The sequence below is a fragment of the Campylobacter concisus genome (assembly GCF_015229965.1).
Lineage (GTDB): Bacteria > Campylobacterota > Campylobacteria > Campylobacterales > Campylobacteraceae > Campylobacter_A > Campylobacter_A concisus_BD.
The window spans coordinates 1-24235 of the sequence record NZ_JAAKZB010000026.1 but is presented as its reverse complement, the minus strand read 5'-3'; the positions used below and the strand labels follow the sequence as shown (position 1 = coordinate 24235).

29 protein-coding genes and 1 CRISPR repeat array are annotated in these 24235 nt (G+C 37.2%); of the genes, 19 read left to right on the top strand and 10 right to left on the bottom strand.

The window, feature by feature from the left end; genetic code table 11:
• Positions 1–291 precede the first annotated feature (291 nt).
• Positions 292–1722, bottom strand: a complete 1431-nt coding sequence (gene glnA, locus G6W43_RS09375; RefSeq protein WP_009294014.1) for a type I glutamate--ammonia ligase — start codon at positions 1720–1722, stop codon at positions 292–294.
• A gap of 87 nt (positions 1723–1809) precedes the next feature.
• The gene (locus G6W43_RS09370; protein ID WP_194169668.1) at positions 1810–2589 is read right to left on the bottom strand and encodes a histidinol-phosphatase; all 780 of its coding nucleotides are present in this window, start codon (positions 2587–2589) and stop codon (positions 1810–1812) included.
• Positions 2590–2725: 136 nt separating this feature from the next.
• On the opposite strand from G6W43_RS09370, the gene G6W43_RS09365 reads away from it, so the two are divergent.
• The 17 genes from G6W43_RS09365 (at position 2726) to G6W43_RS10925 (ending at position 14534) form a co-directional block, all read left to right on the top strand.
• Positions 2726–3475 carry a chemotaxis protein gene (locus G6W43_RS09365; RefSeq protein WP_103613012.1) on the top strand — a complete coding sequence of 250 codons (750 nt, stop codon included), beginning with the start codon at positions 2726–2728 and terminating at the stop codon, positions 3473–3475.
• Positions 3475–4734, top strand: a complete 1260-nt coding sequence (locus G6W43_RS09360) for a U32 family peptidase (protein WP_194169667.1) — start codon at positions 3475–3477, stop codon at positions 4732–4734. Before G6W43_RS09365 ends, G6W43_RS09360 begins: the two co-directional genes overlap by 1 nt.
• Complete coding sequence (gene purE, locus G6W43_RS09355; RefSeq protein WP_021084425.1) at positions 4731–5225, top strand: 5-(carboxyamino)imidazole ribonucleotide mutase; 495 nt, start codon at positions 4731–4733, stop codon at positions 5223–5225. The genes G6W43_RS09360 and purE overlap by 4 nt, the downstream gene beginning before the upstream one ends.
• A gap of 11 nt (positions 5226–5236) precedes the next feature.
• Positions 5237–5710: a DUF3972 domain-containing protein gene (locus G6W43_RS09350; RefSeq protein WP_002942132.1), complete on the top strand. Its 474-nt coding sequence runs from the start codon at positions 5237–5239 to the stop codon at positions 5708–5710.
• 3 nt (positions 5711–5713) lie between these two features.
• The gene (locus G6W43_RS09345) at positions 5714–6130 is read left to right on the top strand and encodes a GyrI-like domain-containing protein (RefSeq protein ID WP_194169666.1); all 417 of its coding nucleotides are present in this window, start codon (positions 5714–5716) and stop codon (positions 6128–6130) included.
• A gap of 10 nt (positions 6131–6140) precedes the next feature.
• On the top strand, positions 6141–7001 hold the full coding sequence (glyQ, locus tag G6W43_RS09340; protein WP_021084368.1) for a glycine--tRNA ligase subunit alpha: 861 nt from the start codon (positions 6141–6143) through the stop codon (positions 6999–7001).
• Between the two features lie 6 nt (positions 7002–7007).
• The gene (locus G6W43_RS09335; protein ID WP_194169665.1) at positions 7008–7730 is read left to right on the top strand and encodes a Nif3-like dinuclear metal center hexameric protein; all 723 of its coding nucleotides are present in this window, start codon (positions 7008–7010) and stop codon (positions 7728–7730) included.
• Between the two features lie 17 nt (positions 7731–7747).
• On the top strand, positions 7748–8455 hold the full coding sequence (locus tag G6W43_RS09330; protein ID WP_002941798.1) for a zinc ribbon domain-containing protein: 708 nt from the start codon (positions 7748–7750) through the stop codon (positions 8453–8455).
• Between the two features lie 8 nt (positions 8456–8463).
• Positions 8464–9600, top strand: coding sequence for a lipid IV(A) 3-deoxy-D-manno-octulosonic acid transferase (gene waaA, locus G6W43_RS09325; protein WP_194169664.1), 1137 nt, complete (start codon positions 8464–8466; stop codon positions 9598–9600).
• The gene (locus G6W43_RS09320; RefSeq protein WP_194169663.1) at positions 9597–10355 is read left to right on the top strand and encodes an RluA family pseudouridine synthase; all 759 of its coding nucleotides are present in this window, start codon (positions 9597–9599) and stop codon (positions 10353–10355) included. Before waaA ends, G6W43_RS09320 begins: the two co-directional genes overlap by 4 nt.
• A gap of 62 nt (positions 10356–10417) precedes the next feature.
• Positions 10418–11758 (top strand): signal recognition particle protein, encoded by a 1341-nt coding sequence (gene ffh, locus G6W43_RS09315; RefSeq protein ID WP_194169662.1) that lies wholly within the window; start codon positions 10418–10420, stop codon positions 11756–11758.
• 71 nt (positions 11759–11829) lie between these two features.
• Positions 11830–12057, top strand: coding sequence for a 30S ribosomal protein S16 (gene rpsP / locus G6W43_RS09310; protein ID WP_103617291.1), 228 nt, complete (start codon positions 11830–11832; stop codon positions 12055–12057).
• On the top strand, positions 12057–12299 hold the full coding sequence (locus G6W43_RS09305) for a KH domain-containing protein (protein ID WP_009293991.1): 243 nt from the start codon (positions 12057–12059) through the stop codon (positions 12297–12299). The genes rpsP and G6W43_RS09305 overlap by 1 nt, the downstream gene beginning before the upstream one ends.
• Complete coding sequence (rimM, locus tag G6W43_RS09300) at positions 12292–12822, top strand: ribosome maturation factor RimM (RefSeq protein ID WP_103617288.1); 531 nt, start codon at positions 12292–12294, stop codon at positions 12820–12822. Before G6W43_RS09305 ends, rimM begins: the two co-directional genes overlap by 8 nt.
• On the top strand, positions 12819–13511 hold the full coding sequence (gene trmD, locus G6W43_RS09295; RefSeq protein WP_103617287.1) for a tRNA (guanosine(37)-N1)-methyltransferase TrmD: 693 nt from the start codon (positions 12819–12821) through the stop codon (positions 13509–13511). Before rimM ends, trmD begins: the two co-directional genes overlap by 4 nt.
• Positions 13512–13519: 8 nt before the next feature.
• On the top strand, positions 13520–13876 hold the full coding sequence (rplS, locus tag G6W43_RS09290; protein WP_002941851.1) for a 50S ribosomal protein L19: 357 nt from the start codon (positions 13520–13522) through the stop codon (positions 13874–13876).
• 136 nt (positions 13877–14012) lie between these two features.
• Complete coding sequence (locus G6W43_RS10925) at positions 14013–14534, top strand: ComEA family DNA-binding protein (RefSeq protein WP_103617286.1); 522 nt, start codon at positions 14013–14015, stop codon at positions 14532–14534.
• 162 nt (positions 14535–14696) lie between these two features.
• Here the strand turns inward: G6W43_RS10925 and G6W43_RS09280 are convergent, their stop codons facing one another.
• On the bottom strand, positions 14697–14795 hold the full coding sequence (locus G6W43_RS09280) for a S26 family signal peptidase (RefSeq protein ID WP_194169661.1): 99 nt from the start codon (positions 14793–14795) through the stop codon (positions 14697–14699).
• Positions 14796–14916: 121 nt separating this feature from the next.
• On the opposite strand from G6W43_RS09280, the gene G6W43_RS09275 reads away from it, so the two are divergent.
• Positions 14917–15210 carry a type II toxin-antitoxin system RelE/ParE family toxin gene (locus G6W43_RS09275; protein WP_103617285.1) on the top strand — a complete coding sequence of 98 codons (294 nt, stop codon included), beginning with the start codon at positions 14917–14919 and terminating at the stop codon, positions 15208–15210.
• Entirely contained in the window at positions 15207–15485 is a 279-nt protein-coding gene (locus tag G6W43_RS09270) for an addiction module antidote protein (RefSeq protein WP_009293986.1), read from the top strand. Before G6W43_RS09275 ends, G6W43_RS09270 begins: the two co-directional genes overlap by 4 nt.
• Positions 15486–15680: 195 nt before the next feature.
• A CRISPR array of direct repeats spans positions 15681–16433; the repeat unit is 30 nt; unit sequence GTTTCAAACTCCAACGGAGTAAATTCTAAT.
• A gap of 152 nt (positions 16434–16585) precedes the next feature.
• On the opposite strand, the gene cas1 is transcribed toward G6W43_RS09270, so the two are convergent.
• The 7 genes from cas1 to G6W43_RS09235 are packed head-to-tail and all read right to left on the bottom strand — an operon-like array spanning position 16586 to position 23987.
• The gene (cas1, locus tag G6W43_RS09265; RefSeq protein WP_148824789.1) at positions 16586–17584 is read right to left on the bottom strand and encodes a CRISPR-associated endonuclease Cas1; all 999 of its coding nucleotides are present in this window, start codon (positions 17582–17584) and stop codon (positions 16586–16588) included.
• 9 nt (positions 17585–17593) lie between these two features.
• The gene (gene cas2, locus G6W43_RS09260; RefSeq protein WP_021088044.1) at positions 17594–17872 is read right to left on the bottom strand and encodes a CRISPR-associated endonuclease Cas2; all 279 of its coding nucleotides are present in this window, start codon (positions 17870–17872) and stop codon (positions 17594–17596) included.
• Positions 17873–17880: 8 nt separating this feature from the next.
• Positions 17881–18381: a CRISPR-associated protein Cas4 gene (locus tag G6W43_RS09255; protein ID WP_148824788.1), complete on the bottom strand. Its 501-nt coding sequence runs from the start codon at positions 18379–18381 to the stop codon at positions 17881–17883.
• Positions 18381–20579, bottom strand: coding sequence for a CRISPR-associated helicase Cas3' (cas3, locus tag G6W43_RS09250; protein WP_194169660.1), 2199 nt, complete (start codon positions 20577–20579; stop codon positions 18381–18383). The genes G6W43_RS09255 and cas3 overlap by 1 nt, the downstream gene beginning before the upstream one ends.
• Positions 20557–21267: a CRISPR-associated protein Cas5 gene (gene cas5, locus G6W43_RS09245; protein ID WP_107715123.1), complete on the bottom strand. Its 711-nt coding sequence runs from the start codon at positions 21265–21267 to the stop codon at positions 20557–20559. The genes cas3 and cas5 overlap by 23 nt, the downstream gene beginning before the upstream one ends.
• 1 nt (position 21268) lies before the next feature.
• A complete protein-coding gene (gene cas7b, locus G6W43_RS09240; RefSeq protein ID WP_103617280.1) occupies positions 21269–22210 on the bottom strand; it encodes a type I-B CRISPR-associated protein Cas7/Csh2 in 942 nt (313 codons plus the stop codon).
• A 10-nt stretch (positions 22211–22220) separates the two neighbouring features.
• Positions 22221–23987, bottom strand: coding sequence for a TM1802 family CRISPR-associated protein (locus G6W43_RS09235; protein ID WP_194169659.1), 1767 nt, complete (start codon positions 23985–23987; stop codon positions 22221–22223).
• Between the last annotated feature and the right edge of the window lie 248 nt (positions 23988–24235).

Here is a 24235-nt window from a genome sequence, read left to right as displayed (position 1 = left end):
AATTTATCTGCTATGACTATTTTTATGTATAAGCTTTAAATTTCTAAATTTTCATGAGTCGGGCTTATTAAATTTAAAATTTGTTCTTGTGCGTAAAGCCAAATTTAGCTCAAAATTTAACTATATAGATTTTATATCTTTTAAAAATTTATCTGTTATGGTTAAAAAATTTCTAAGCAATAGAACTTATTGGATTTAGATCTAAATTTATTAATAGTCGCAGGATTTTATACTTTAAATTTTGATTAAAAAAAGAAGTCTCCAAGCCCAAAATGAGCTTGGAAGTGCGTTTTAGCAAGAGAAGCAAGTTTTAAATTCATAAGCGGTTGGGCGTGCTTCGTAAGGCCAAACCTGAGTTTCAAATTTCATGTGTTGATAAGTGTCGATGAAAAGATCGCTCATTATCGGTTTTAGGTATTCGTTATCTCGTATAAGCGCTTCAAGGCTGCCACGAAGTGTGTGCGGTAGCTGCTCGATGCCGCGCTCTCTGATCTCATCTAGGTGAAGTTTAAATAAATTTTCATCCATCGGACCAACTGGCTCGTATTTGTTTTTAACGCCGTCAAGGCCCGCCATTAGCATCGCTGAGAAGGCTAGATAAGGGTTTGCTGTGCTATCTGGAAATCTCATCTCAGCTCTAACTGACTTCTCGCCAGCTCCGTAAGGTATGCGGATGCTCGCTGAGCGGTTTTGGCTCGAGTAGGTGAGGATAGATGGCGCTTCAAAGCCTGGGATTAGGCGTTTGTAGCTGTTTGTGCTTGGGTTTGTGAAGGCTGCAACGCTTCTTGCGTGTTTTAAAACACCGCCGATGTAGTGCCTTGCAAAGTCACTTAAATTTGCGTAGTTGCCCTCTTTGTAGAATAAATTTTTACCATCTTTCCAGACTGATTGGTGCACGTGCATGCCGCTGCCGTTGTCGCCATAAAGCGGTTTTGGCATAAATGTAACTGTTTTGCCGTTTAGGTGAGCGACCATGCGAACGACGTATTTGTAAATTTGAACGTTGTCAGCAGCCTCGACTAAGTTACCAAATTTCACGCCGATCTCGCCTTGGCCTTGTGCGACTTCGTGGTGTCCTAAAAATACTTCAAGGCCAACTTGCTCTAAAACCTGCATCATTTCAGCTCTTAGATCGACCATGCTGTCGATTGGCTGGGTCATCAAGTAGCCGCCTTTTCTGCGTGGGCGGTGACCTGTGTTGTAGCTATCTTTGAAGTCTGCAGCATCGTTCCACTCGCCTTCTTCGCTATCTACTTGATACATCGCGCAGTTTGGGCTGTCGATGATTTTGACGTTGTCAAATACAAAAAATTCATTCTCAGGGCCAAAATATGCCTCATCGCCAAGTCCGCTATCTTTTACATATTGCATCGCTCTTTTTGCGATCGAGCGAGGGCATTTTTCATAAATTTGACCTTTGTAAATGTCGTAGATATCGCAAAAAACAACGACTGTGATATCAGAGGTAAATGGGTCCAAAAACGCAGATGTCGCTTCTGGCTTCATTATCATATCGCTCTTGTCGATAGGCTGCCAGCCGTTCATCGAGCTAGCGTCCATTGGGATGCCGTTTGTGAAATTCTCTTTTGTAACAGCTTTTATGTTGTAGCTTATGCTGTGCCAAGCGCCATTTAGATCGGTAAATCTAAAATCTACAAATTTAACTTCATTTTCTTTGCAAAAATCAAAAAAATGATCGATGTTTTGGACGAATTTTCCCATTTTTTATCTCCTTCTGGTTTTTAATTTTCGTATTGTATCACAAAATTTTATATTTAAGATTATTTTTATATTTTATTTGACCCCAAACTAAAATTTTACTAATTCTCTATCTCTGTTTTTAAATATCGCACACTTTGAATATCCCAAATTTCTAGCTATCTGCTCGCAAATTTCGCCGTTTTTACCGATATCTTCTTTGGCGTGAGCGTCTGAGCCAAAGGTGATGGTGATGTCATTTTCAGCGATTAGCTCAAGTAAATTTACGCTTGGATATTGCTCGCCGATAGGCTTTCTAAAGCCAGCTGCATTTATCTCGACTACCAAATTTGCCTCTTTTATCGCTTTTACCGCGTTTTTGGCTAGGATCCTGACATCTTTTTTGGGTAAAAATTTAAAGAGTTTTAAAAGATCGATGTGTCCCATGATGTCAAATTTACCAAGCTTAGCTGACCTTTCTATGTGGTCAAAATACTCCTGCCAAATTTGATCCAAGTCTTTGCCCTCGTATCCGCCGATAAATTCGGGATTGTCAAACGCCCAGCCGTTAAAAAAATGCACAGAGCCTATTAGATAATCAACCTTTCTAGCAAAAACTCGCTCATCCATAAATCCATCTAAAAAGTCCATCTCATAGCCAAGTAAAATTTCTATCTCGCCGCTAAATTCATCTCTTAAACGTAAAATTTCGTCTTCGTAGCTTTGCATCTCCTCAAATTTCATCCTATAAGCTTCATCGTAGTTCATCGGCGCGTGATCGCTAAAGCCAAAGTATTTTGTGCCAGCTTTTATGGCGCATCTCACAAATTCTATCGGTTCGCCAACTGCGTGGTTGCAAAGAGGTGTGTGGTTGTGAAGATCGACGGTCATTTTTAGCCTTTTAAAGTCGTTTATTTTTCAAAAATGCTACCTAAAATTTGATAAATTTAAAGATAAACGCATACTTTTTAAACTTTCTTTTTATTTAAATCCTATATAATCAAGGCAAATTTTATTAGGAGCTTTTATGACCCAAGAGGAACTTGACGCGCTTATGGCGGGCGGATTAGAGGATGATTTAGGTGATACTAAAGATGCCAGCCAAGAGGTCGCGGACGTCAAAGAGGAAACAGACGAGGTAGCAGAAGTTGCAGAGGCAATGAGTGCTAAAGCAGATGAGCCACAAGCAAATAGCTCAAAACAGAGCGAAAACTACAGAGTGAGCGCAGACGGCGTTTGGCCACCGCCACCACCGACTGAAGACCACAAAATGGTGCATCAGCTTGACGATGTGACAAGAGATAGTGAAGAGAAAGCTACTCAGATGTTTGACAAGCTTGAGACGATAAATAACTTTTTTATGGACGCTGAGAGCGACTCAAATAGCCTAAAAGACGCGATAAACTCAAACGTTGAGCTATTTACGACACTAAGTGAGAAATTTCCAAATATCGCCGCATTTAGCGAGGCTTTAGAGAAAAACAACTCGCTTCTTGGCACGATCGATAATATCATCGGAAATTTACAAATGGGACAAGATGAGATCATGATGGCTATGGATATGATGCAGTATCAAGACATCCACAGACAAAAGATCGAGCGTGTTATCAACGTTATGAGGGCGCTTAGCAAATATATGAATACATTGTTTGAAGGTCGTATTGATGACGATAAACGCGTGGGATCTGCTGTTCATATCGCTGGTGATACAACGACTGAAAACCTTGTCAGCAACGATGACATCGAAGCCTTGATAGAAAGTCTAGGTAAAAAATAGTGCTAAAAAGGCCTGAGCTTTTATCTCCAGCTGGAAATTTAACAAAACTTAAAATCGCCCTTGAATATGGAGCCGACGCTGTTTATGGCTCGGTTGCTAGCTTTTCGCTAAGGACTAGATCAGCAAGGGAGTTTAACCTTGAAACATTCAAAGAGGCGATAGACTACACACACGAAAAGGGAAAAAAATTTTATGCGACCATAAATGCCTTTCCTTTTAACTCTCAGATAGAGCCGCTAAAAAGGCACTTGCAAACCATCTCAGCGATGAAGCCAGACGCCTTTATCATCGCAACGCCAGGCGTTATGAGCCTAGCAAAAGAGATCGCTCCAGATATCGAGATACACCTCTCAACTCAGGCAAATGTTATGAACGTTTTGGACGCCAAAATTTATCACGATATGGGCGCAAAACGCATCGTCGTGGCACGAGAGATGAATTTAAAAGATGTTATAAAGATAAAAGAGGAAATTCCAACTCTTGATATTGAAATTTTTGTCCATGGCTCGATGTGCTTTGCCTACTCTGGCAGGTGCCTAGTAAGCTCAGTGCAAAGCGGACGTATGTCAAACCGCGGTAGCTGTGCAAATGACTGCAGGTTTAAATATGAACTCTACGCCAAAAACGAAGAGAGCGGCGTGCTTTTCCGCTTAGAAGAGGACGAAAACGGCACTCACATTATGAACTCAAAAGATCTTTGCCTCATCTCGCACATCAAAGAGATCGTTGATAGCGGTGTCATTGATAGCTTTAAGATAGAGGGTCGCACAAAGAGCGAGTACTACGCAGCTTGCACGGCAAGAGCCTATAAAATGGCGATAGATGACGCCATGGATGATAAATTTGACGCGCAAATTTATGAAAATGAGATAAATACGCTGAAAAATCGCGGCTTTACGGATGGCTACTTGGTGCATAGACCTTATGAGCGAACCGATACGCAAAATCACACGAGCAGCCTAGAAGAGGGCACTCATCAGGTAAATGCTATAAGTGAAGATGGCGAGTTTTTTAAGTGTAAATATAAAATTTTCCCAGATAAGGGCTATGAGATCGTAGCTCCAACTGGCTTACACATAGATGATAGTGAAAATGAAATTTCTAAGGTCTATTCGCAAGATGGCAAGAAATTTATAAAATTTAAACAACTCATCACCAAAAAAGGCAAGATCATGAGCGAAATTCACAGCGGCAATGAAAATGAGATAAAACTTGGCGTTAAGCTGCCAAAATTTAGTTTTTTAAGGGAGAAAATATGAAATTTGTTTCTATTATAATGGGAAGTAAAAGTGACTATGAGATCGTTAGCGAGGCGGCAAAGACTCTGGAGAAATTTGGCGTAAAATATGAACTGATCATCAGCTCAGCCCATAGAAGTCCAAAAAGAACTAGCGAATATGTCGCAAATGCCGAGAAAAAGGGCGCAAAAGTCTTCATCGCAGCTGCTGGCATGGCAGCTCACCTAGCTGGAGCGATCGCTGCAAACACAACAAAACCAGTGATCGGCATACCAATGGCTGGCTCAGCTCTAAGCGGCGTTGATGCACTTTACTCAACCGTGCAAATGCCAAGTGGCATGCCAGTGGCAACCCTAGCTATCGGCAAGGCTGGTGCGATAAATGCAGCCTATCTTGCGGTGCAAATTTTAGCCCTTGAAGATGAGGGGCTAGCAAGTGCGCTAAAGGCCGACAGAGAGGCAAAGATAAAGGCTTTAGAGGAAGACTCTTCAAAGGTTGAAGTGATACTATAAAAGGAGAAGCGGTGCAGACCTATCTTGGAGTTGATGAATTTTGCAAACTTGTGCACTTGGAGCGCGAAGTTATCGAGGATATGATAAATCGTGGCGTTTTAAAAACCAAAGAGGAAAATGGAGAAATTTTGATAGAAGCGAGCGAGGGAACGATGAGCGTGGTGCCTAGTGTCTCGCAAAATTTATCCTTGCAGCCGCAAAGCCAAGATGGTTTTAGCTTTGTCGAAAAGACGATCGGCACGATACTAAATTTACATGAAAAGGTGCTTGACGCAAAAGATGAGACGCTTGAGACCTTAAGAAATGAGAATAAATTTTTAAAAGAGGCACTCATTTCGATGCAAGAGCTCTATGATGAAGATAGAAAAACGGTTGAGACGCTTACAAAACAGCTTAAAATTTCACAAGATGAAGTTGAGTTTTTAAAACGAAAATATAAGCTCATGTGGAACCAAGCGGTTGAAAATTTTAACGGACAAAAGTAGTTTATGAAGATTATAAATTTAGATGATAGCTTTGAAATTTATGGAGTAAAAACTCGCACTAAAAATGAAGATGAAATGGACGGCAAGGGCAAAATTCCAGCTTTATGGTCTAAATTTATGGGCGAGCTCTATGATGGCAAGAGTGAAATTTATAGCGTTTACTGCAACTACGAAAGTGATCTTAATGGACATTACGATAACTTCATCGGCATAAGATCGCACCAAAAAGGTGATGAAAATTTAAAGATACAAAGTGGAAAATATGCTCTTTTTAGTTTTGCAAATGAGCCACAAAATGTTGCAAAATTTTGGGGTGAAATTTGGAGATATTTTGAAAGTAGTGAGCTAGAAAGAGCCTATAAAACGGACTTTGAAAAATACCTAAAAGATAAAATAGAAATTTATATATCAATAAAATAAAAGGCAAAAAATGACATTTTCACAAATAATACTAACGCTTCAAAACTATTGGCAAGAGCAAGGCTGCGTCATACTTCAGCCATACGACATGCCAGCAGGTGCGGGCACATATCACCAAGCGACATTTTTAAGAAGCCTTGGACCAAAGCCCTGGGCGACCGCATACGTAGCCCCGAGCCGCCGTCCGACTGATGGCAGATACGGCGAAAACCCAAACCGCCTTGGCGCTTACTATCAGTTTCAAGTGCTCATAAAACCAAGCCCAGAAAATATCCAAGAGCTTTATCTAAAAAGCCTTGAAAGACTTGGTCTAAATTTGAAAAATCACGACATCCGCTTTGTCGAAGACAACTGGGAGAGCCCTACACTTGGCGCTTGGGGACTTGGCTGGGAGGTCTGGCTAGATGGCATGGAGGTTACGCAATTTACCTATTTTCAACAAGTTGGTGGCATCGCATGTGAGCTGATCTCTGGCGAGATAACATACGGCCTTGAGCGTTTAGCTATGTATCTACAAGATGTAAATAGCGTCTATGACATCGTTTGGGACGACTCTAATGGCAACATCGTAACCTACGCCGACGTGCATAAGCAAGGCGAGTATGAGTGGAGCAAATATAACTTTGAAGTGGCAAATGTTGATATGCTTTTTAACCAGTTTGAAAACGCATTTAACGAGTGCAAACGCTGCTTGGAGGCTAAAATTTCACTGCCAGCGTATGATTACTGCATGCTTGCAGCTCATACATTTAACGTCCTTGACGCGCGCGGAGCGATCAGCGTGACACAAAGACAAGACTACATCTTAAAAATTCGTGAGCTTGCAAAAGAGTGCGCGCTAACATATAAAGAGAGCTTAGAGCAAAAGTAAAATTTGATGAAAATAGCTGAAATTTATAAAATCTTAGATGAAATTTGCCCATTTGCGAGCCAAGAGTCTTGGGACAATAGCGGCCTGCAGGTTAGCTCATTTGATAGCGAATTTGAGCGAATTTATCTAAGCCTTGATCTAGATAGCGAGCTTTTGCAAAATGTCTTGCCAAACTCGCTCATTATCACCCACCATCCGCTCATTTTTAAGGGTCTAAAAAGCCTGGACTACAGCCTCTATCCAAGCTCGCTCATAAGAGAGATGATGATAAAAAACATCTCGCTCATCTCGCTTCACACAAATGCCGACCTTGCCTTTTTAAATGAAAAATTTGTGACGCAGGTTTTGGGACTTGAAATTTCAAGTAAAGAGGGCTTTTTGATCTACGCTGATGTGAAGATGAAATTTAGCGAGCTTTGTAAATTTGTAAAAGAAAAACTTGGGCTAGAAAATTTAAGAGCAGTTTATGCAAAAGATGAAATTTCTAAAATTTGCGTCTGCACTGGGAGCGGCGCAGATCTCATGCAAGATGTCAAAGCAGACGCCTTTTTAACGGGCGATCTAAAGTATCACCAAGCCCTTTATGCAAAGGAAAATGGACTAAATTTGATCGACATAAACCACTATGAAAGCGAGCGTTATTTTAGTGATTTTTTAGCAAAATATTTGCAAAATCTAAAAATTGAAGTTATAATAAGCAATTCTAAAAACCCATTTACATATTGCTAACAAAAAAAGGAAACATTATGAATAAATATTTGCAACAATTAGTTGAATTATCTGATCTTGACAAACAAATAGATGGTTTCACACCGCGCATACAAGAAGTAGAAAAAGCCTATAAAAGCATAGAAGAAGAGTGTGAAACTATAGCGGTTAATGTAGAAAGACTTGACGAAGAGGTAAATGATCTAAAATCACAAAAATCAGGCACAAACGCTCACATCGCAGAATTTAGCGCAAAGATCAAAGATGTAGCTAAAAAAAGCTCAAGCGCAAAAAGCGAAAAAGAGATAAAAGCGCTAGGCCTTGAAGAAGATATCGCAAAAGAGCAACTTGAAGCAGCAAACGAAGAGATCGCTAGACTTGAAAAACTAATAGACAATAAAAATGCTCAAAAAGATGAGCTAAATGCTAAAAAAACAGAGCTTGAAGGAAATTTAGAAAAGATAAAAAGCGAGGTTTCATCTGAGCTTGAAAAGATCGAAAAAGAGCGCAAAGAGGTTTATGCTAAAAAAGATAAACTTGTCGCTGCGATGAACCAAAAAATCCTAGCATTTTACGAAAAGATCAGAAAATGGGCTCACAACACAGCCGTTGTGCCTGTTAAAAAACAAGCTTGTTATGGCTGCTTTATGCAGATAAATGATAAAACTTTCTCTGCGGTTGTAAAAGGCGAAGATATCGTTACTTGCCCGCATTGTGGTAGAATTTTGTATAAACAAGAGCAATAACACGTTTCGTGATAATAATATATTATTTTTTAGCCTCAATACTCTACTTTTTTGGGGCTATTTTTCTACTTTTATTAAGTTTTAAAAAAAAGTACCATAGATCAATCCCAGCACGTTTTTTTCTCTTTAATAATCCTAAATTTAAAGATGCAGATGTGCATTTTCACGCTTGCTCATTTGGTGAAGTGCAAGCGCTTAAGCCTTTGATGCAAAAATTTGACAGCAAAGCCATAAGTGTGGTGACAAATACGGGCTTTGAAGCGGCAAGCAAAATTTGCTCTAACACGAGATTTTTGCCATTTGAAATTTTCTTGCCATTTTGGCTAAAAAAGAGCAAAATTTTAGTCATTTTTGAGGCTGAGCTTTGGCTTATGCTAGTTTTCATGGCAAAGCTAAAAGGCAGCCGCGTGATACTGATAAACGCTAGAATTTCAGATAGAAGCTACAAAAGTTACTTAAAATTTGGCTTTTTTTATAGATATCTTTTTAAATTTATAGATAAAATTTACGCCCAAAGCGAGCTTGATAAAGAGCGGCTAAAAACGCTAGGAGCAGGCGAGATAGAGGTCGTTGGCAACATAAAAGCTGCGTTTTTACCAAGTGTAAGCAAAATTTATGAAAAGCCAAAAGCTAGAGTGATCGTGCTAGCAAGCACACATACTGGCGAAGAAGAGATGATTTTAGGTAATTTAAATTTAAAAGAAAACGATCTTTTAATCATCGCACCACGCCACCCTGAGAGATTTGCTGAAGTGGAAAAGCTAGCGAGCGAGTACGCTAAAAAGCATGATTTTAGCTTTGCTAAATTTAGCCAAAGGCATAAATTTGATGCTAAAGTAAATTTGCTTGATACTTTAGGCGAGCTTGTAAATGTCTATGCTATTAGCGATGTAGTCGTACTTGGCGGCAGTTTTGTGCCAAATATCGGTGGGCATAATCCAATCGAGTGCGCGCAATTTAACCCAGTGATCATTAGCGGCGAGTTTATATTTAATCAAAAGGCGCTATTTGGCCTAGTTGAAAACATCTACATCGCAAATGCTAGCGAGATCGGCGGCATAATAGATAGTGATGCCAAAAAGAGCAAGATCGCCGTGCAGGCCAGTGCTGATGCGATCATAGAAGATATAAGGAGCACTTTATGAGTGAAGAAAAAGCGTATAAAATTTTAGCCAAGCAAAAAAACATCTCAAATAACGAGGCAAAGGAGCTAATCGACAGCGGACTAGTCTATGCCAAGGGACAAAAGGTGATGATCGCTCGTGCGCTAATGAGCGAAAATACTAAATTTAACGTTGAAGAGATGCCAAAGTCAAGCGTTATCTTTGAAGATGAAAATTTAATAGCCATCAATAAACCAGCTGCCATAACTAGTGAAAAAATCAGCCAAATTTATAAATTTCCACTACTTCACAGGCTTGATAAAGACACAAGCGGGGTGCTGCTTCTTGTAAAAAATGACGAATTTGCAAGCCTTGCGATAAATGAGTTTAAAAAGATGAAGGTTGAGAAAATTTACGTGGCCGCAGTTAGGGGCATCATGAGTGAGGAGGTCGTCGTAAATGAGCCGATCTTAACGATAAAAAATAAAAATGGCGCCTTTTCAAAGATCTCAAAAGATGGCAAAGAGGCGATCAGTGAAATTTCACCGCTCATGGTTGCTGGTAAAAAAACGCTGGTAAAAGTTGCCATAAAAACAGGCAGAACGCACCAGATAAGAGTGCATTTGGCTAGTTTAAATTTACCTATTGTTGGCGATGAGAAATACGGCAAAAATAGGACAAATAGAATGTTCTTGCATGCCTATTCTATCGCTCTTTTAGACTATAAATTTAAAGCGCCAATCCCAAGAGAATTTAACTCTCTTGGATTTGAGCTATCTAATAAATTTGAAATTTAAAGAGCAATAAAGAAATTATTTAGTAATATACGCCCTTTAATAACAACTTAGAAAGGTGATTAGTGTTCGAACAAATTAGCGAGTCTTTTAGATTAGCCGTTAGCAAGATACGTTTTGTAGATGACGAAAAAGCTCTAAAAAACGCACTTGACGTGCTCAAAAAAGCTCTTTTAAAAGCTGATGTTCACCACAAAGTTACCAAAGATCTACTCACGTCTATCGAAAGCGAACTAAAGCAAACTGGCGTTGGTCAAAAGAATTTTCTAGATGCGATCAAGTCAAATTTAACGACTATCTTAACAGCTCCTGGCAATCAAGGCTTTGTCTATGCGCCAGTTGCACCTACTATCGTTTTGATGGCTGGCTTGCAAGGTAGCGGTAAAACAACGACAACTATCAAACTTGCAAACTATCTAAAACTAAGAAAGAAAAAAGTTTTAGTTGCGGCTTGCGATTTGCAAAGATTAGCAGCGGTTGAGCAGCTAAGACAGCTCTGCGTTGCAAACGAGATCGATCTTTTCTATATAGAAAACGAAAACAACCCCATAAAAGTAGCAAAAGAAGCACTAGAAAAAGCAAAAAGCGGCCTTTATGACGTGCTTTTGGTGGATACTGCTGGTCGTCTTGCGATCGATGAAAAGTTGATGCAAGAGATAGAAGACGTAAAAAATGCGATAAATCCACATGAAATTTTCTATGTAGCTGACGCCATGAGCGGACAAGATGCTGTAAAAACAGCTACAAGTTTTAATGAAATTTTGGGAATTTCTGGAGTTATCCTTTCTAAATTTGACTCTGACTCAAAGGGTGGCGTAGCTATTAGCATCGCAAAACAGCTAAATATTCCACTTAGATTTGTCGGTACTGGCGAAAAAGTAGCTGATATCGAGAGCTTTATACCAGATCGTATCGTAAGCCGTATAATGGGCGAGGGCGACCTAGCTACTTTGGTTGAGAAAACATCGACTATTATCGATGAAAAAGAGGCAAAACGTATAAATCAAAAGATAAAAAAAGGTCAGTTTAACTTTAATGATTTTTTGGATCAAATGGAAAGTGTTAAAAAACTTGGTAGTATGAAGTCTTTGATGGGGATGATACCTGGACTTTCAAATATTGCAAATCAGATAAAAGATATAGACCTTGATAATTCAAAAGAAATTTTGCATATTAAGGCTATGATAAACTCTATGACGCAAAAAGAGCGTGAAAATCCAGATATTTTAAACAATAGCAGAAAAAGACGTTTGGCAGCTGGCTCTGGACTATCTCAAGTAGAGGTAAATCGCTTTTTAAAGCAGTTTGAAAATGCCTCAAAGCTTGCTAAGAAATTTTCGGGGAAAGGCGGAGCAAAAGGACTTGCAAATATGCTTTCACAAGCAAATTTAAAAAGACCTGTTTGATAAAAGGGTTTAAATTTGGATATTTGTTATCTAAATTTAAGCTTTATTTAAAAACAAGAGGAGAATATAATATGGCAACAGTAGTAAGACTAACAAGAATGGGACGTAAAAAAAGACCTTTTTATCGTATAGTTGTTACAGATAGCAGAAAAAGACGCGACAGCGGCTGGATAGAGAGCATTGGTTATTATAACCCTATGGTTGAGCCAAATGTTGTAAATTTCAACAAAGAGAGATTGGACTACTGGAAAAGCGTCGGTGCTAAACTTAGCGACAGAGTTGCACAAATTACAAAATAATGGTTGAAAATTTTTTATACGAATACGCCAAGCTGATAGCTGATTTTCCTGAAAAGGTAACTATCGAGCGTCAAGAGCTTGGTGAAAATTTTGTCGAGATCATTATAAGTGCTGATAAGGTTGATACCGGAAAACTTATCGGCAAAGACGGCAAAATGATAAATGCTATAAAGACCGTTATTATTGGCTGTAAAGCAAAAGACAATACAAGTTATAGAGTAACGGTAAAAGCTATTGAATAGTGATATTGTTGAAGTCGCTACCATCGGTAGATGTGTTGGTTTAAAGGGCTATTTAAAGCTTCACAACAAGAGCGACTTCCCAGAGCAATTTAAAAAAGGCGCAACCTTTTTTGATAAAAACGATGATCAGCTCATCATAAAAGACTATAACAGGAAAAAAGAGCTGGTTTTGTTTGAAAATTTTGATGATTTAGACCTTGCTAAAACACTCGTAAATAGAACTATCTATACCACAAAAGAACTTACTAGAAAAAACTGCAAACTAAAAAAAGATGAATTTTTTCAGTTTGATATCATTGGATTAAAAGTTGTAGAAAATGGTGAAAATTTAGGTATCGTAGAAGATATTCAAGATAATTTTGCAAATTCACTTTTATATATAAAAACAGATGATAAGCTTATCGCGGGTGACAAACCAAAGAATTTCTACATTCCATATTTGGAGTATTTTATCGAAAGTGTAAATTTGGAAAGTGGAGAGATATTAGTAAAAGGTGCTAAAGACATCTTAGAAAATTCATGAAATTTACGTTTATTACACTTTTTGAAAGTTTAGTCAAACCTTACTTTTGCGATTCTATTTTAAAACGCGCGATTAGCAATAAATTTATTGAAATTGATTTCATAAATCCAAGAAATTTTACCAACGATAAACATAATAAAGTTGATGACTATATGATCGGAGGTGGAGCAGGGCTTTTGATGTTTCCACAGCCTTTGGATGAGTCGATCAAATTTTTAAAAGTAAAAGACAAAAATACCCATGTGATTTTTTTGACGCCAGCTGGTAAAAAATTTAGTCAAAATGACGCGAAAAGGCTCTCTAAAAAAGATCATATTTGTTTTGTCTGCAGTAGATATGAAGGTCTTGATGAGAGAGTTGTTGAACTTTGGGCGGACGAAGTTTTTTGTATAGGTGACTTTATTTTAACTGGCGGAGAGCTGCCAGCACTTTGTATGAGTGACGCGATATCAAGAAATGTGCCTGGTGTTTTAGGAAACGACATGAGCCTTGAAGTAGAGAGCTTTGAGGATAATCTGCTTGAAGCCCCATCTTTTACAAAACCTGATAATTTTAAATCTATCTTTGTGGTTTCAGAGTTTTTAAAGGGTAATCATGCTAAAATCCACAACTTAAAAAACAAGATGGCTCACTGCAAAACAAGGTACTTTCGCCCTGATTTATATCAAAAGCTAAAGCCACATAAATAAGGAAAAACATGAGAAATAAATACATTGAAGCGTTTGAAAATGCTCAAATTGCTGGTAAGAATATCCCTGACTTCCGTGCAGGAGATACATTGCGTGTGGCTACTCGTATTCACGAGGGAGACAAAACGAGAATTCAAAATTTTGAAGGCATTTGTATAGCTAGACGTGGTAGCGGCACTGGTGAAACATTTATCATCAGAAAAATCGGTGCTAACAGTGTTGGTGTTGAGAGAATTTTCCCAATATTTAGCGATTCTATCGAAGAGATAAAGGTTCTTAGAAAAGGTCGTGTTAGAAGAGCTAAGCTATTCTATCTACGCGAACTACGCGGTAAAGCAGCTAAGATCCGCGAACTTAGAAAATAAAACTTTTTCCCTGAAATTTTCAGGGATTCTCTCCTATAAACTATATTTAAAATCATTTTTATATTATTCCATATTTATACTTCATTAATCACTCTTTGCTAGAATTTTACCTCAAATTTACTTTTAAGGAATGGAAATGAAAAAAATTTTGATTTCACTTGCAGCTATTGCGTCTTTGGCTATGGCAGCAATCAATCTAAACACAGCTACAAAAGAGGAACTTATGAGTCTTGATGGTATCGGCAGTGCAAAAGCAGATGCTATCATCGAGTATAGAAAAGCAAATAAATTTAACTCAATCGACGATCTCAAAAATGTAAATGGCATCGGCGATAAAACTTTTGATAACCTAAAAGGTGAAATTTCTACTACTGGCAAGAGCGAAGTAAGCGAAAAAGCAAAAGCTGGTAAGAAGAAAATGGATGAGGCAAAAGACGAGATGAAAGAAAAAATCTCTGATAAAAAAGATAAATTTAAAAAGAAAGCTTCTAAAACTAAAGAAGAGCTAAATTCTAGTAAAGAAGATGAAACTAGTATGAGTGAAAAAGCAAAAGACGAAAAAGACAAAGTTGTTGACAAAGTAAAAGAAAAGAAAGAAAAAGCTACTTCAAAAGCTAAATCTAAAAAAGAAAAACTTAAAGAAAAACTAGAGAAATAAAACATTTTAAAACCCACTTGTCTTTACAAGTGGGTTTTATAAATTCATATATTTTTTGTTTTAATTATAATTGACAAAAATTATCACAACCTTCTTCAAATTTCATTGATCCGATAATTTGCTTTATTTTAATCTTTGGTCAAGGCGTTTTTCTAAATTGTGTCAAAATAGCTGCCATCTAATTTTGCCAACTAAAAATTTATATGGAACTGCTCCAAAAAAACGACTATCAAAAGAGTGATTGCGGTTGTCGCTAACCATGCTTGGTGAGTTTCAAACTCTAACAGAGTAAATTCTAATGAACCGCCGACCTTCGGGTTATGAGTGTTGTGGGCTATTTTTTATAAGTAGCCATTAAGCTACATTTGTTAAAATTTGCCCTATGAAAGTACTAAAAAGTTCGACATTTGATAAGTGGTTGCATAAGTTAAATAATCCTATTGTCAAGGTTTCTATATTAAGAAGATTAGAGCAGATAGAAGCAAAAGATCATTTAGGGGATTATAAATTTATCGATACAGACTTATACGAACTTAGATTTTTTAATCGTGGTGGGTTAAGGATATTTTTTACCTTTGATGGCGATGAAATAATTATATTATTAAATGCTGGCGATAAAGATAGCCAAAGCGATGATATTAAAAAAGCAAAAGAGATATTAAAGGATTATAGATGAAAGAAGAATTTACAAAATTTAATTTAGAAGACTACTTAACAACTGATGAATTAAGAAAAGAGTATTTAAATCAAGTCTTAGCTGATGGCGATATTGAAGAATTTAAAAGAGCATTATTTTATATAGCAAAGTCAAAAGGCATTGAAAACGTTGCAAAGAAAGCAAATTTAAATAGAGAAAGCTTTTATAAGATGTTTAAAGAGAATTCAAAGCCTAGATTTGAAAGTATATTTAAGGTTGTGAATGCTCTTGATATTAAGCTGGTTTATGCTTAGTCTATTTCATTATTATTTCTAGCTTGTTTTTTTGCTGTATTGGCTGGGGTTTTGGCTTTTTGAAGTATCTATATAAAACAATATTATCGTTCGTTTGATACATCTTTGCAAGATAGCAACTATTATTTATTTGATCTATTATTTTAAATCTCTTTTTTGAAAATTTTTGACTTTTAAATTTGTCGCTTATGCGTTGTTTCAAACTCCAACGGAGTAAATTCTAATTTTATCTTTATTTGGATCTTCATCAACACGATGCCGTTTCAAACTCCAACGGAGTAAATTCTAATTTCAAAAAACCTATATAAAAGACCGAGCTTACGCTATGTTTCAAACTCCAACGGAGTAAATTCTAATAAAAGAAAGTGAAATTAATCCAAAGCATAAAGAGCGTTTCAAACTCCAACGGAGTAAATTCTAATGGCGGATTTATGATCCCTTTGCCTATTAATGCTATGTTTCAAACTCCAACGGAGTAAATTCTAATTATACGATGATGAGTATATCCTAAGCACGATCACGCGTTTCAAACTCCAACGGAGTAAATTCTAATTTTGAATATATTTCATCACGTAGCCACTGGGATTATGTTTCAAACTCCAACGGAGTAAATTCTAATTTGCAGCGCTTGGACGTGAAGACGATTTTATTCATAGTTTCAAACTCCAACGGAGTAAATTCTAATCTCTTTGCTCGAGGGCGAAGAAAACGAGTGGAAAGCGTTTCAAACTCCAACGGAGTAAATTCTAATCTCGTCCGCAATTTTACTCATATCCTGAAAAAAACTGTTTCAAACTCCAACGGAGTAAATTCTAATAGTTTATCTGCCTTAGAATATCGAAATATTACTTTGTTTCAAACTCCAACGGAGTAAATTCTAATCATTAACAAAACTAAAGCTATCATCAATGGCAGTTTGTTTCAAACTCCAACGGAGTAAATTCTAATAGCACCAAAAAGCTGATTTATAGGCCTTTAGGTGCAAGAAGTCTATATTTTTTCGCCTTAAATTTGACTAAATTTTAGCTATGTGTAAATACACCAAGCCCTAAATTTCAAGCATTTTAAAATCTTAAAAAACGCTTTATTAAAATGTGATTTCACTCCCACCTAAAGCCTTCATAAGGCGCATCCTCGCAGATACACTTTTTAAGCTTGTTTGCCTCGCGGCGGATCACCTGCCTCCACGTTAGCTCCCTACCGCCCACCGTGAGCGTCTCGCAAAGGCGTGAGATCATCTTTAGCTCGATCTTTTGCACGGCGTCGTTGCTAAATTTTATCCTGCCAGCGTCCGTTTGGAAGTCCTTTGCGGTGATCTCTTTTTTATTTAGCATGTTAAAAATCAGCATGTCGCCCAAGATCGGCTTAAAAATCTCCGCAAGGTCGAGGTGAAGGCTTAGCGCGCGGTAGTTTGGCTCGTGCAAAAAGCCGATGCGAGGATCTAGCTCGGTCTTGTAAATTTCGCTTAGGCAGATGTTGTAGATGCGCGTATTTACGTAGCTTATGAAGCTGTTGATCTTATCAGCGGGTGGGCGTTTTGAGCGGACGGTAAATTTAAAGCTTCGCTGATCTGAGATGATCTCGTTCCACTTTTCGTAGTAGAGCTTTTGAAATGCACCCTCTACCGCCATGATAGCAGGCACACTAGTGGCGGCATCTAGTGCCTTTATGTGAGGCTGCACGTCAAATTTTACGCCGTGTCTTTTGCAGTTTGCGGCGTCATTTATAATGTGAGTTCTAGTGATCTCGCGCGCGATATATGCACGTTTGATAGGATCGTCAAAAGAGCGGAGCTGGCACAGCAATACAAAGCCGCTTTTATTTACAGAATTTGACGTGTTTGGGTAGAAATTCCCACGAAAGCTCTGATACGGACTAAAGATGTGTAAAAGGATGTTATTATCCGCCAAAAATGCGATGGTGTAGGTGTCGATCTGCACTTTTGCCAGCACGTAAATTTCATCGATCGCGTTTATCGGCAGGATCTTGCACGAAGCTCGCTCGCCCGTATCGTCAAATTTTTCAAAGTAGATATTGTTATCTTGCCTATAAAGCCTGCCTGGACTAAGTATAAAGTGCGTCCTGTCGCTCTTTTGCATATTTGCTCCTTAGCTAAATACCGGGCTATTTTTATCTACGCCGATGACGATGCGCTCGGAGTATTTTAGTGAGTTAAATGTATAGATGACGATGGAGTCTAGCTCACTAGCGCACTCTTTTTGCAACGTCTTGCTTAGCTTTTTAAAGTCGCTCTCGCGGATCTCGCCCTCATAGACTGAAAACTGCACGCGAGGCAGAAATTTCTCGACCGCTTTTCTGATGCGATTTGCGTTATTTCGCTCTTTTTGCTCGCGTCCTGCGATGTCGTAAAAAAGTATCACATACATCTTCTCTCCTAAGCAGTGCAATAGTCGCGATATGCGCAGTTTTGGCAAAATTTACAGCTAGTAAATTTGGGCGGCTTTTCTAAATTTGCAAGTGCGCTTATCTCGCTTAAAATTTGCTCTATTAGAGCGAAATTTTCGCTGCTATCCTCCACTAAAATCACCTTTTTACCGCTTATTAGCTTGCCTTTTACCTCTTTTAAATTTAAGCCTGTTTTTAAAAGATAGACATAAAAAAGTAGCTGCATCTTGCCAGCAAGCTCGTTTTTTAGGCTCTTTTTGTATTCGGTGATAAGATAATGTCCGCGCTGCTTGGAAAGTTTGTCGAATTTCAAATTTGAAAATGCAAAGTCCTGCAAATCGCTCTCTTTGATATCTGCTAGCGCCTTGCCCATCAGCACGTTTTCATCCTCTTGGTCCGCGTGGATCTGATGCGCGTAAAGCCACGCCTCGCGCTTACATGTGACGTAGTAATTCACAAGTGTACCGGTGATCTGATCTTTTGAGAACATTAGTCAAATACCTCGTCCTCAATATCCAAATTCGTATCTTTTTTAAGGCCACACTCGGCACTATAAAAATAAGACGAGCCAAACGGCAGATAAAACATATCTTTTAGTCCGTTTATCTGTTTTAAATTTGGCATTAGCTTATTCATATCTTTTAACGTTACATTTATGCTAAATTTAGACAACTTTCTGATGTGGTTTTTAAAAAGATCTCTTATGGTAAATTTCTCATTCGGACTATTTTTGATCTCAAAAATTTTAGCTTCAAAATCTTTAATGAAATTTTCTTCAGGCTCGATTATTAGTGTTTGTTTATGGTTGTCATTCATGATATCTTCGATTTTTTGATTGATATTTTCAAATTCCAGCTTTTCTATCTCGCTTTTTATATGCAAATTTTCCAGTTGATTGCTTATCTTTTGAAAATACAAATTTGAAATTTCTAAAATTTCGCTCTCTTGCACCTCTTTTTGCTTAAGATCGCTCAAAATAGCCCCGCTTACTTTATATAGATCACCGTAAATCAAATTTGTAAATTTGCTTATTTCAGGAAAGACGTATAGCTCGCCTCTTGTTGCTCCAAAATGCCTATTTACGCGACCTGCTGTTTGTATGATAGAGCTAATGGGCGAGACTTCACGAAATCCAACGTCAAAGTCAAGATCCACGCCAGCTTCGATAGACTGCGTGGAGATAAGTAAAATTTTGTTTGCGAGCGGATCAACTTTGCTTTTATCTATCGCGCACCTTACAGCCTCTATAGTAGCGCGCTTGTGATCATCATACATATATCCGTTTAGGCAAAAGCAGTTAAATTTATACCTTAGTTTAGCAAATAGCTCTTGCGCTTTTTTGATAGTATTTACGACGACTAGAGTATTTTTATCGCTTGCAGCCTCGCAAATCTTTTCTAAAAGCTCATCTTCGCCGCCTATATCAAGCCATTTTATGATATATCTATCCTGCTTTGAAAAATAGTCTAAATTTGAAATTTCTTTAAAATTTTCGCTTTTTATGACCGGCATCGTCGCTGACATAAATATAAAAATAGTGCCAAGCCTCTGCGAAATGATCTCGCAAAGCAGGATAAAATCTTTTCTAAAGTTATATGGGATCGCTTGCGCCTCATCGATGATAACGACGCTATTTTTTAGCTGATTAAATTTAACGTTATCTTTGTTTTTGTTGCCAAATAGCGCAAATATCAGCTGATAAAGCGTAGTTACGTTTATCTCGCCGCTAAAAGATTCCATTAGAAATTTGATCTTTGAGTATCTATCCTCTTTGGTTAGATTTTCTTCATCTATTGTTGTTTTGTGGTGTGTCTTGCTGACCAAAATATCGCTATTTTTATAAATTTTCGCGACTATATCGTAGGTTTGATCGATTATCGAAGTAAATGGAAGCGCATAAATTATGCGAGATTTGTTAAATTTCAATGCAAAATTTAATGCCGTCAAGGTCTTACCATAGCCTGTAGGCGCAGTCAAAGTAAAAAGTTTGCGCTCTTTGTCAAAGTTGTTTAAGACGAAATTTCTAAACGCATCTCGCTTTTTATTTGGCGGCAAATTTTGGATATCACTCTCTAAAACATCTATCGGTATATTTTTGGTTTGCTGTTTTGGCATGCTAAAGATAGCTTCAAATTTATCGCTATAAATCAAATTTGAATATAGGCTTTTGAAATTTATAAAGTCCTCATAGGTAAATTTGTGCCTGTACTGCGATAAAACTAAGTATTGACGAAGCTTTTTTGCTCTATCTAAAAACTCATCTTTTTTTGTAGATAATCCAGAATAGATCTTAATGTTTTTAGCAGTGCCAGCCACTTCATCCCACTGTTCTAGCTCTTTTTGGTTTTTAAAAAATTTATTAGCTTCTCTGGCTAGCGTCATTAAATTTACCACGTCGCCATGGTGCGAAACGATGGCAAGAAAGCCAAATAGGGTTGGTATATCATCAAATTTTGAGTTTAGCAAGAAAAAATATGCCGACAAGAGCGAGTGGTTTTTATCCAGCTTATCGTTTGAAGTATCTCTGATATAAATTTGAAAATTATTTTTTAGTTTTGCGATGTCGTGAAAGAGCTTGACCTGCTTACCCAGCTCATCGTCGTCAGGCGAGACCATATTTTTTATATGATTTTCTAAAAGTTTATTTGGATGCGACCAAAACTCGTCAAATAAAATAGACTCTTTCATCATTTATCTGATAAATATTTCCATGATTTTTAGATTTTATAAGCTCTTTGCCGTTTATCTCCATCACAAAGTCTTTAAAGTCTTTAAAAATTCGTCCATTTTCGCAACCACAAGGCATTCTTGCCGTAGTTAATTTCGCATTTTCATTAATGCCTTCAAAAACAAAATCATCCATAAGCGTAAATGTATCTATAAAGCTTTCATCTTGCGATATTTTTTCGCATATTTTTATATCGATCCAGCTAAAATCCGCTATACAAAAATTTATCCCAAGATAGGGCGTAAAGGCGGTTTTATGCTCTTTTAAATTTGAGATTATTTTATCTTGATAACTTTGCTCTAAATTTTCTAAATTTAAAAATACGACATAAGATGGCGAGCAGATTAGCTCTCTGTAAAACTGCTTTTTCTCTTTTGCGTTTTGATAGCCTTCCTCTATGTGCATATTGCTTGAGAGGGCAAATTTTATGCCGTTAAAAACAAAACTTTTTTTTAAAATTTGCCTATCTATTTTTACGCTGTATTGGATGTTTGATAGCTTAAGATACTCTTCTTCGCCTATAACAGCGCCTAAAAAGCCCATTATGGTAGTTTTTGGCGGTACTGGATAGGTTAAGCTAGAATAAATCGTCGCCGGATGCGAAAAATGAGCGTAATCGCCAAATAATCTAAAAGCAACAATGCCCATTTTATGCCTCTATCTTTTTCCAGCTGCTGTCAAAATTTTCTTTGTTTATCGTTTCAAAATCATAATCGCTCATATACTCTATCTTTTCTATATTTGCAGCGTATCTTGCGAGTTTATTTTTTAAATTTGTAAAGTCGATAGTGTATTCGTTGATGCTTCTTATCACTCTATCTTCTTTTTCGCTTTTTAGGCTTATGCTATTGTTTAGATCGCCTGCAAACGTATCGTCCTTGTATGTGATGATTAGCATAAATCTTGGAGTTTGACCGATTTTGGAGCGAGTTGTCAGGTTTTTAGTGCCATGCCACAAAGCTTTTAAAATTTTAGCCTCATCGGCTTCGCTAAAGCCTGTTTTTGCTGCATTATAGTTGTCTATGATGCCGTAAGTGGCAAAAATAGCGTATTTTATAAATTCCTCTTCTCTAAAAGTCGCTTGATCTTTTTGTTTTTTGGGGTCGTTTGGATCGTAGTCGCTAGCAAAAGCGCCAGTTCCTTTAACATGCTCTACTTCGACCTTGTTTAGGGATTTGCTTAGTCTAAACTGCACTGGTCCAGTAAATTGAACGCCTGCAGTTTTTATCTCCTTATCCTGCCTCATCTCGTCTTTATCTGAAATAGGCAAAACTCCGCCAAATGCACGGATATCGATAAATTTAGACAAAATTTCTTTTTGTAGTTCACTTTTGCCTTGCTTTATATTTATATTTTGTCTGATCGCAGTTTTAGCGTCTAGTAGGGCGTCCTCTATCCTATACTCCTTTATAAAAATCGACGCCTCATCTTTTTTCATGATCTCATCTCTAATAGTCCTTTTTATACGCACGTCCGTCACCTCAGCTACGCCAGTTTCATCATCTCGCCTAGGAGCGTTATCCTTTAGCATATCGCCGTTTGGGTTCCAGTTCTCTCCGTCCCATAAAAAAAGTATCTCTTTTTTTTGCATCTTATTCTCCTTATTTTGTTTTTTCTTTTATAAATTTACGATAGTCGCTTCCGCCCATAGCAAAGGCAAGCGTAGTATGTGAGGTTTTTACTATCTTTCTCTCCTTAGAAAAGACCTGCGGTAAAATTTCGATCAAACACTCTTTTATGTTTTCAATGTTAGCATTTGGCTTGCCAGAAGCAGCCTTAAGCTTTCTAATCATCTCATCGCACTTTGTCCAAATTCGCTCCAAATTTTCCATACTTATCGATCCGCAGTCATTGAGCCAGTTGCTAAAAGATACGCCGCCGTTCACGCCAAGCTGCCAGTTTATCAGGGCTGCGCTTAGTATACCGAGCAAATAAGCGCTAATGAGCGCATCGTTTTGATTTAAAAACTCGCTATTTTTGATTAGCTCTTTGATCACTTCTTTTTTATCGGTTAAATTTTCCAAATCGCACTCCTTTTGAAAGACTAGTTTTTTGTTTAAGACATTGGTATCATTAAAGAAATTTTGGTATTTTGCAATATTTTCAAACTTTCTTTCTTTATAAAAATCGTTAAAGTATTTGCTCCATTCCAACTTTTTTGCGTAACTTTTATTGACGCTACCATAATAAATCAGATCGCTATATCTTTCTATCATAATCTCTAAATCAAATTTATTTCTTGATAGCAAAAAGCTCATCACACCAAGCCTGCTTTCAAATAAATTTTGCAGATAAATCGTCTCATCTGTGCCGCTATTTTTTTCATAGAAGGCTTTTATGTTAAAACAGCTCATTAAATTTGAGATGCGAGAGATAAAAGATGGTAAAACATCGTCTATCGCAAGCTTTAAATCGATAGCAGCGTTGCTTTGCGTATAAAATAAAATCGTGTTTAAAACAGGCAAATTTTCCTGCTTTTTAGCTGTTGTCTCGAGATAATAATCTATGCTAAATTTTATGGCTTCCTCGGCTATTTCAATATTTTTTATGTCGCTCTTTGAAGTCTCTTCAAGTATTTTTACAATCTCTTCTAAATTTACTGAGCTACTCAAAATAGTCGGCAAAATCGCCATTTTCATACCATAAAAATTATGCGATAGCTTATCTTTTATCGCTTTAAAGCCATTTTCTACCTTTTTTGCGCTAATGGCGTTTAACGGCAGTAGTTTTGATTTGATAAATTGCATATTAGCAGGCATCTCATTTACCGAGCAAAACGCTAAATTTGCATCGCCGCCGATACCCTTTTTATTTGTCAAAATATCGTACCCGTAAGATGATTTTTGCTCTTTTACGCTGATATGATTTTCAAAAATTTGCTTAAAATATGCAGAAACCGGCTTGCCATTATATGAGAGCGAGAAAAAAGTAGCGACTTTTTTGCCTTTTTCGTTTTTTAGCTCATCAAGACCTTTGATCTCATCTATAATACCAGCAAAATATTCTTCGTTTATAGCTGATAATATGGATAAAATAGCGTCTTTTTCTATAATGCTTGGCTCAAAAAAGGAGAGCAAATTTGAAATAGATTTCAAAATGCCTCTTATAAATTTAGCTTCGTCTTTATTTATTTCTTTGGATAAAAATTGAGAATTTGGGAAAAGATTGCCAGAATTTGCTCCAACGCCAAATCTACATATTATTAGGTCGTCTTTGCTTATATTAAAATTTGGCTCGATCTGCTTGGTCGCTATGTCGCAAAGATAGACTTTGATCTTGTCGTATTTATGAGCGCCATTTTTGAGCTTAAGCTCTTCTTTTTCATATACCTCGCCTATGTCAGCAAGAATTTTAACTATATCCCCCAAAATATTTTCCTTATTTTATTTAACTTAAAATTTTAAATATTTTTTAATTTTATGCATGCTTGACTTAAATATTTCTAAATTTAAGCTTATTTTGCAAGTTTAAAAATAAAAATATAAATCAAGTATTTTTATTATGTTTGTATTAGCTACAGCAAATACTGAACTCTATCCATCCTAAATTTATGTCAAAAATTTTAATGTCTACGATAGGACTAAAAAATATAAACAAAAAGCACAATATATATTTT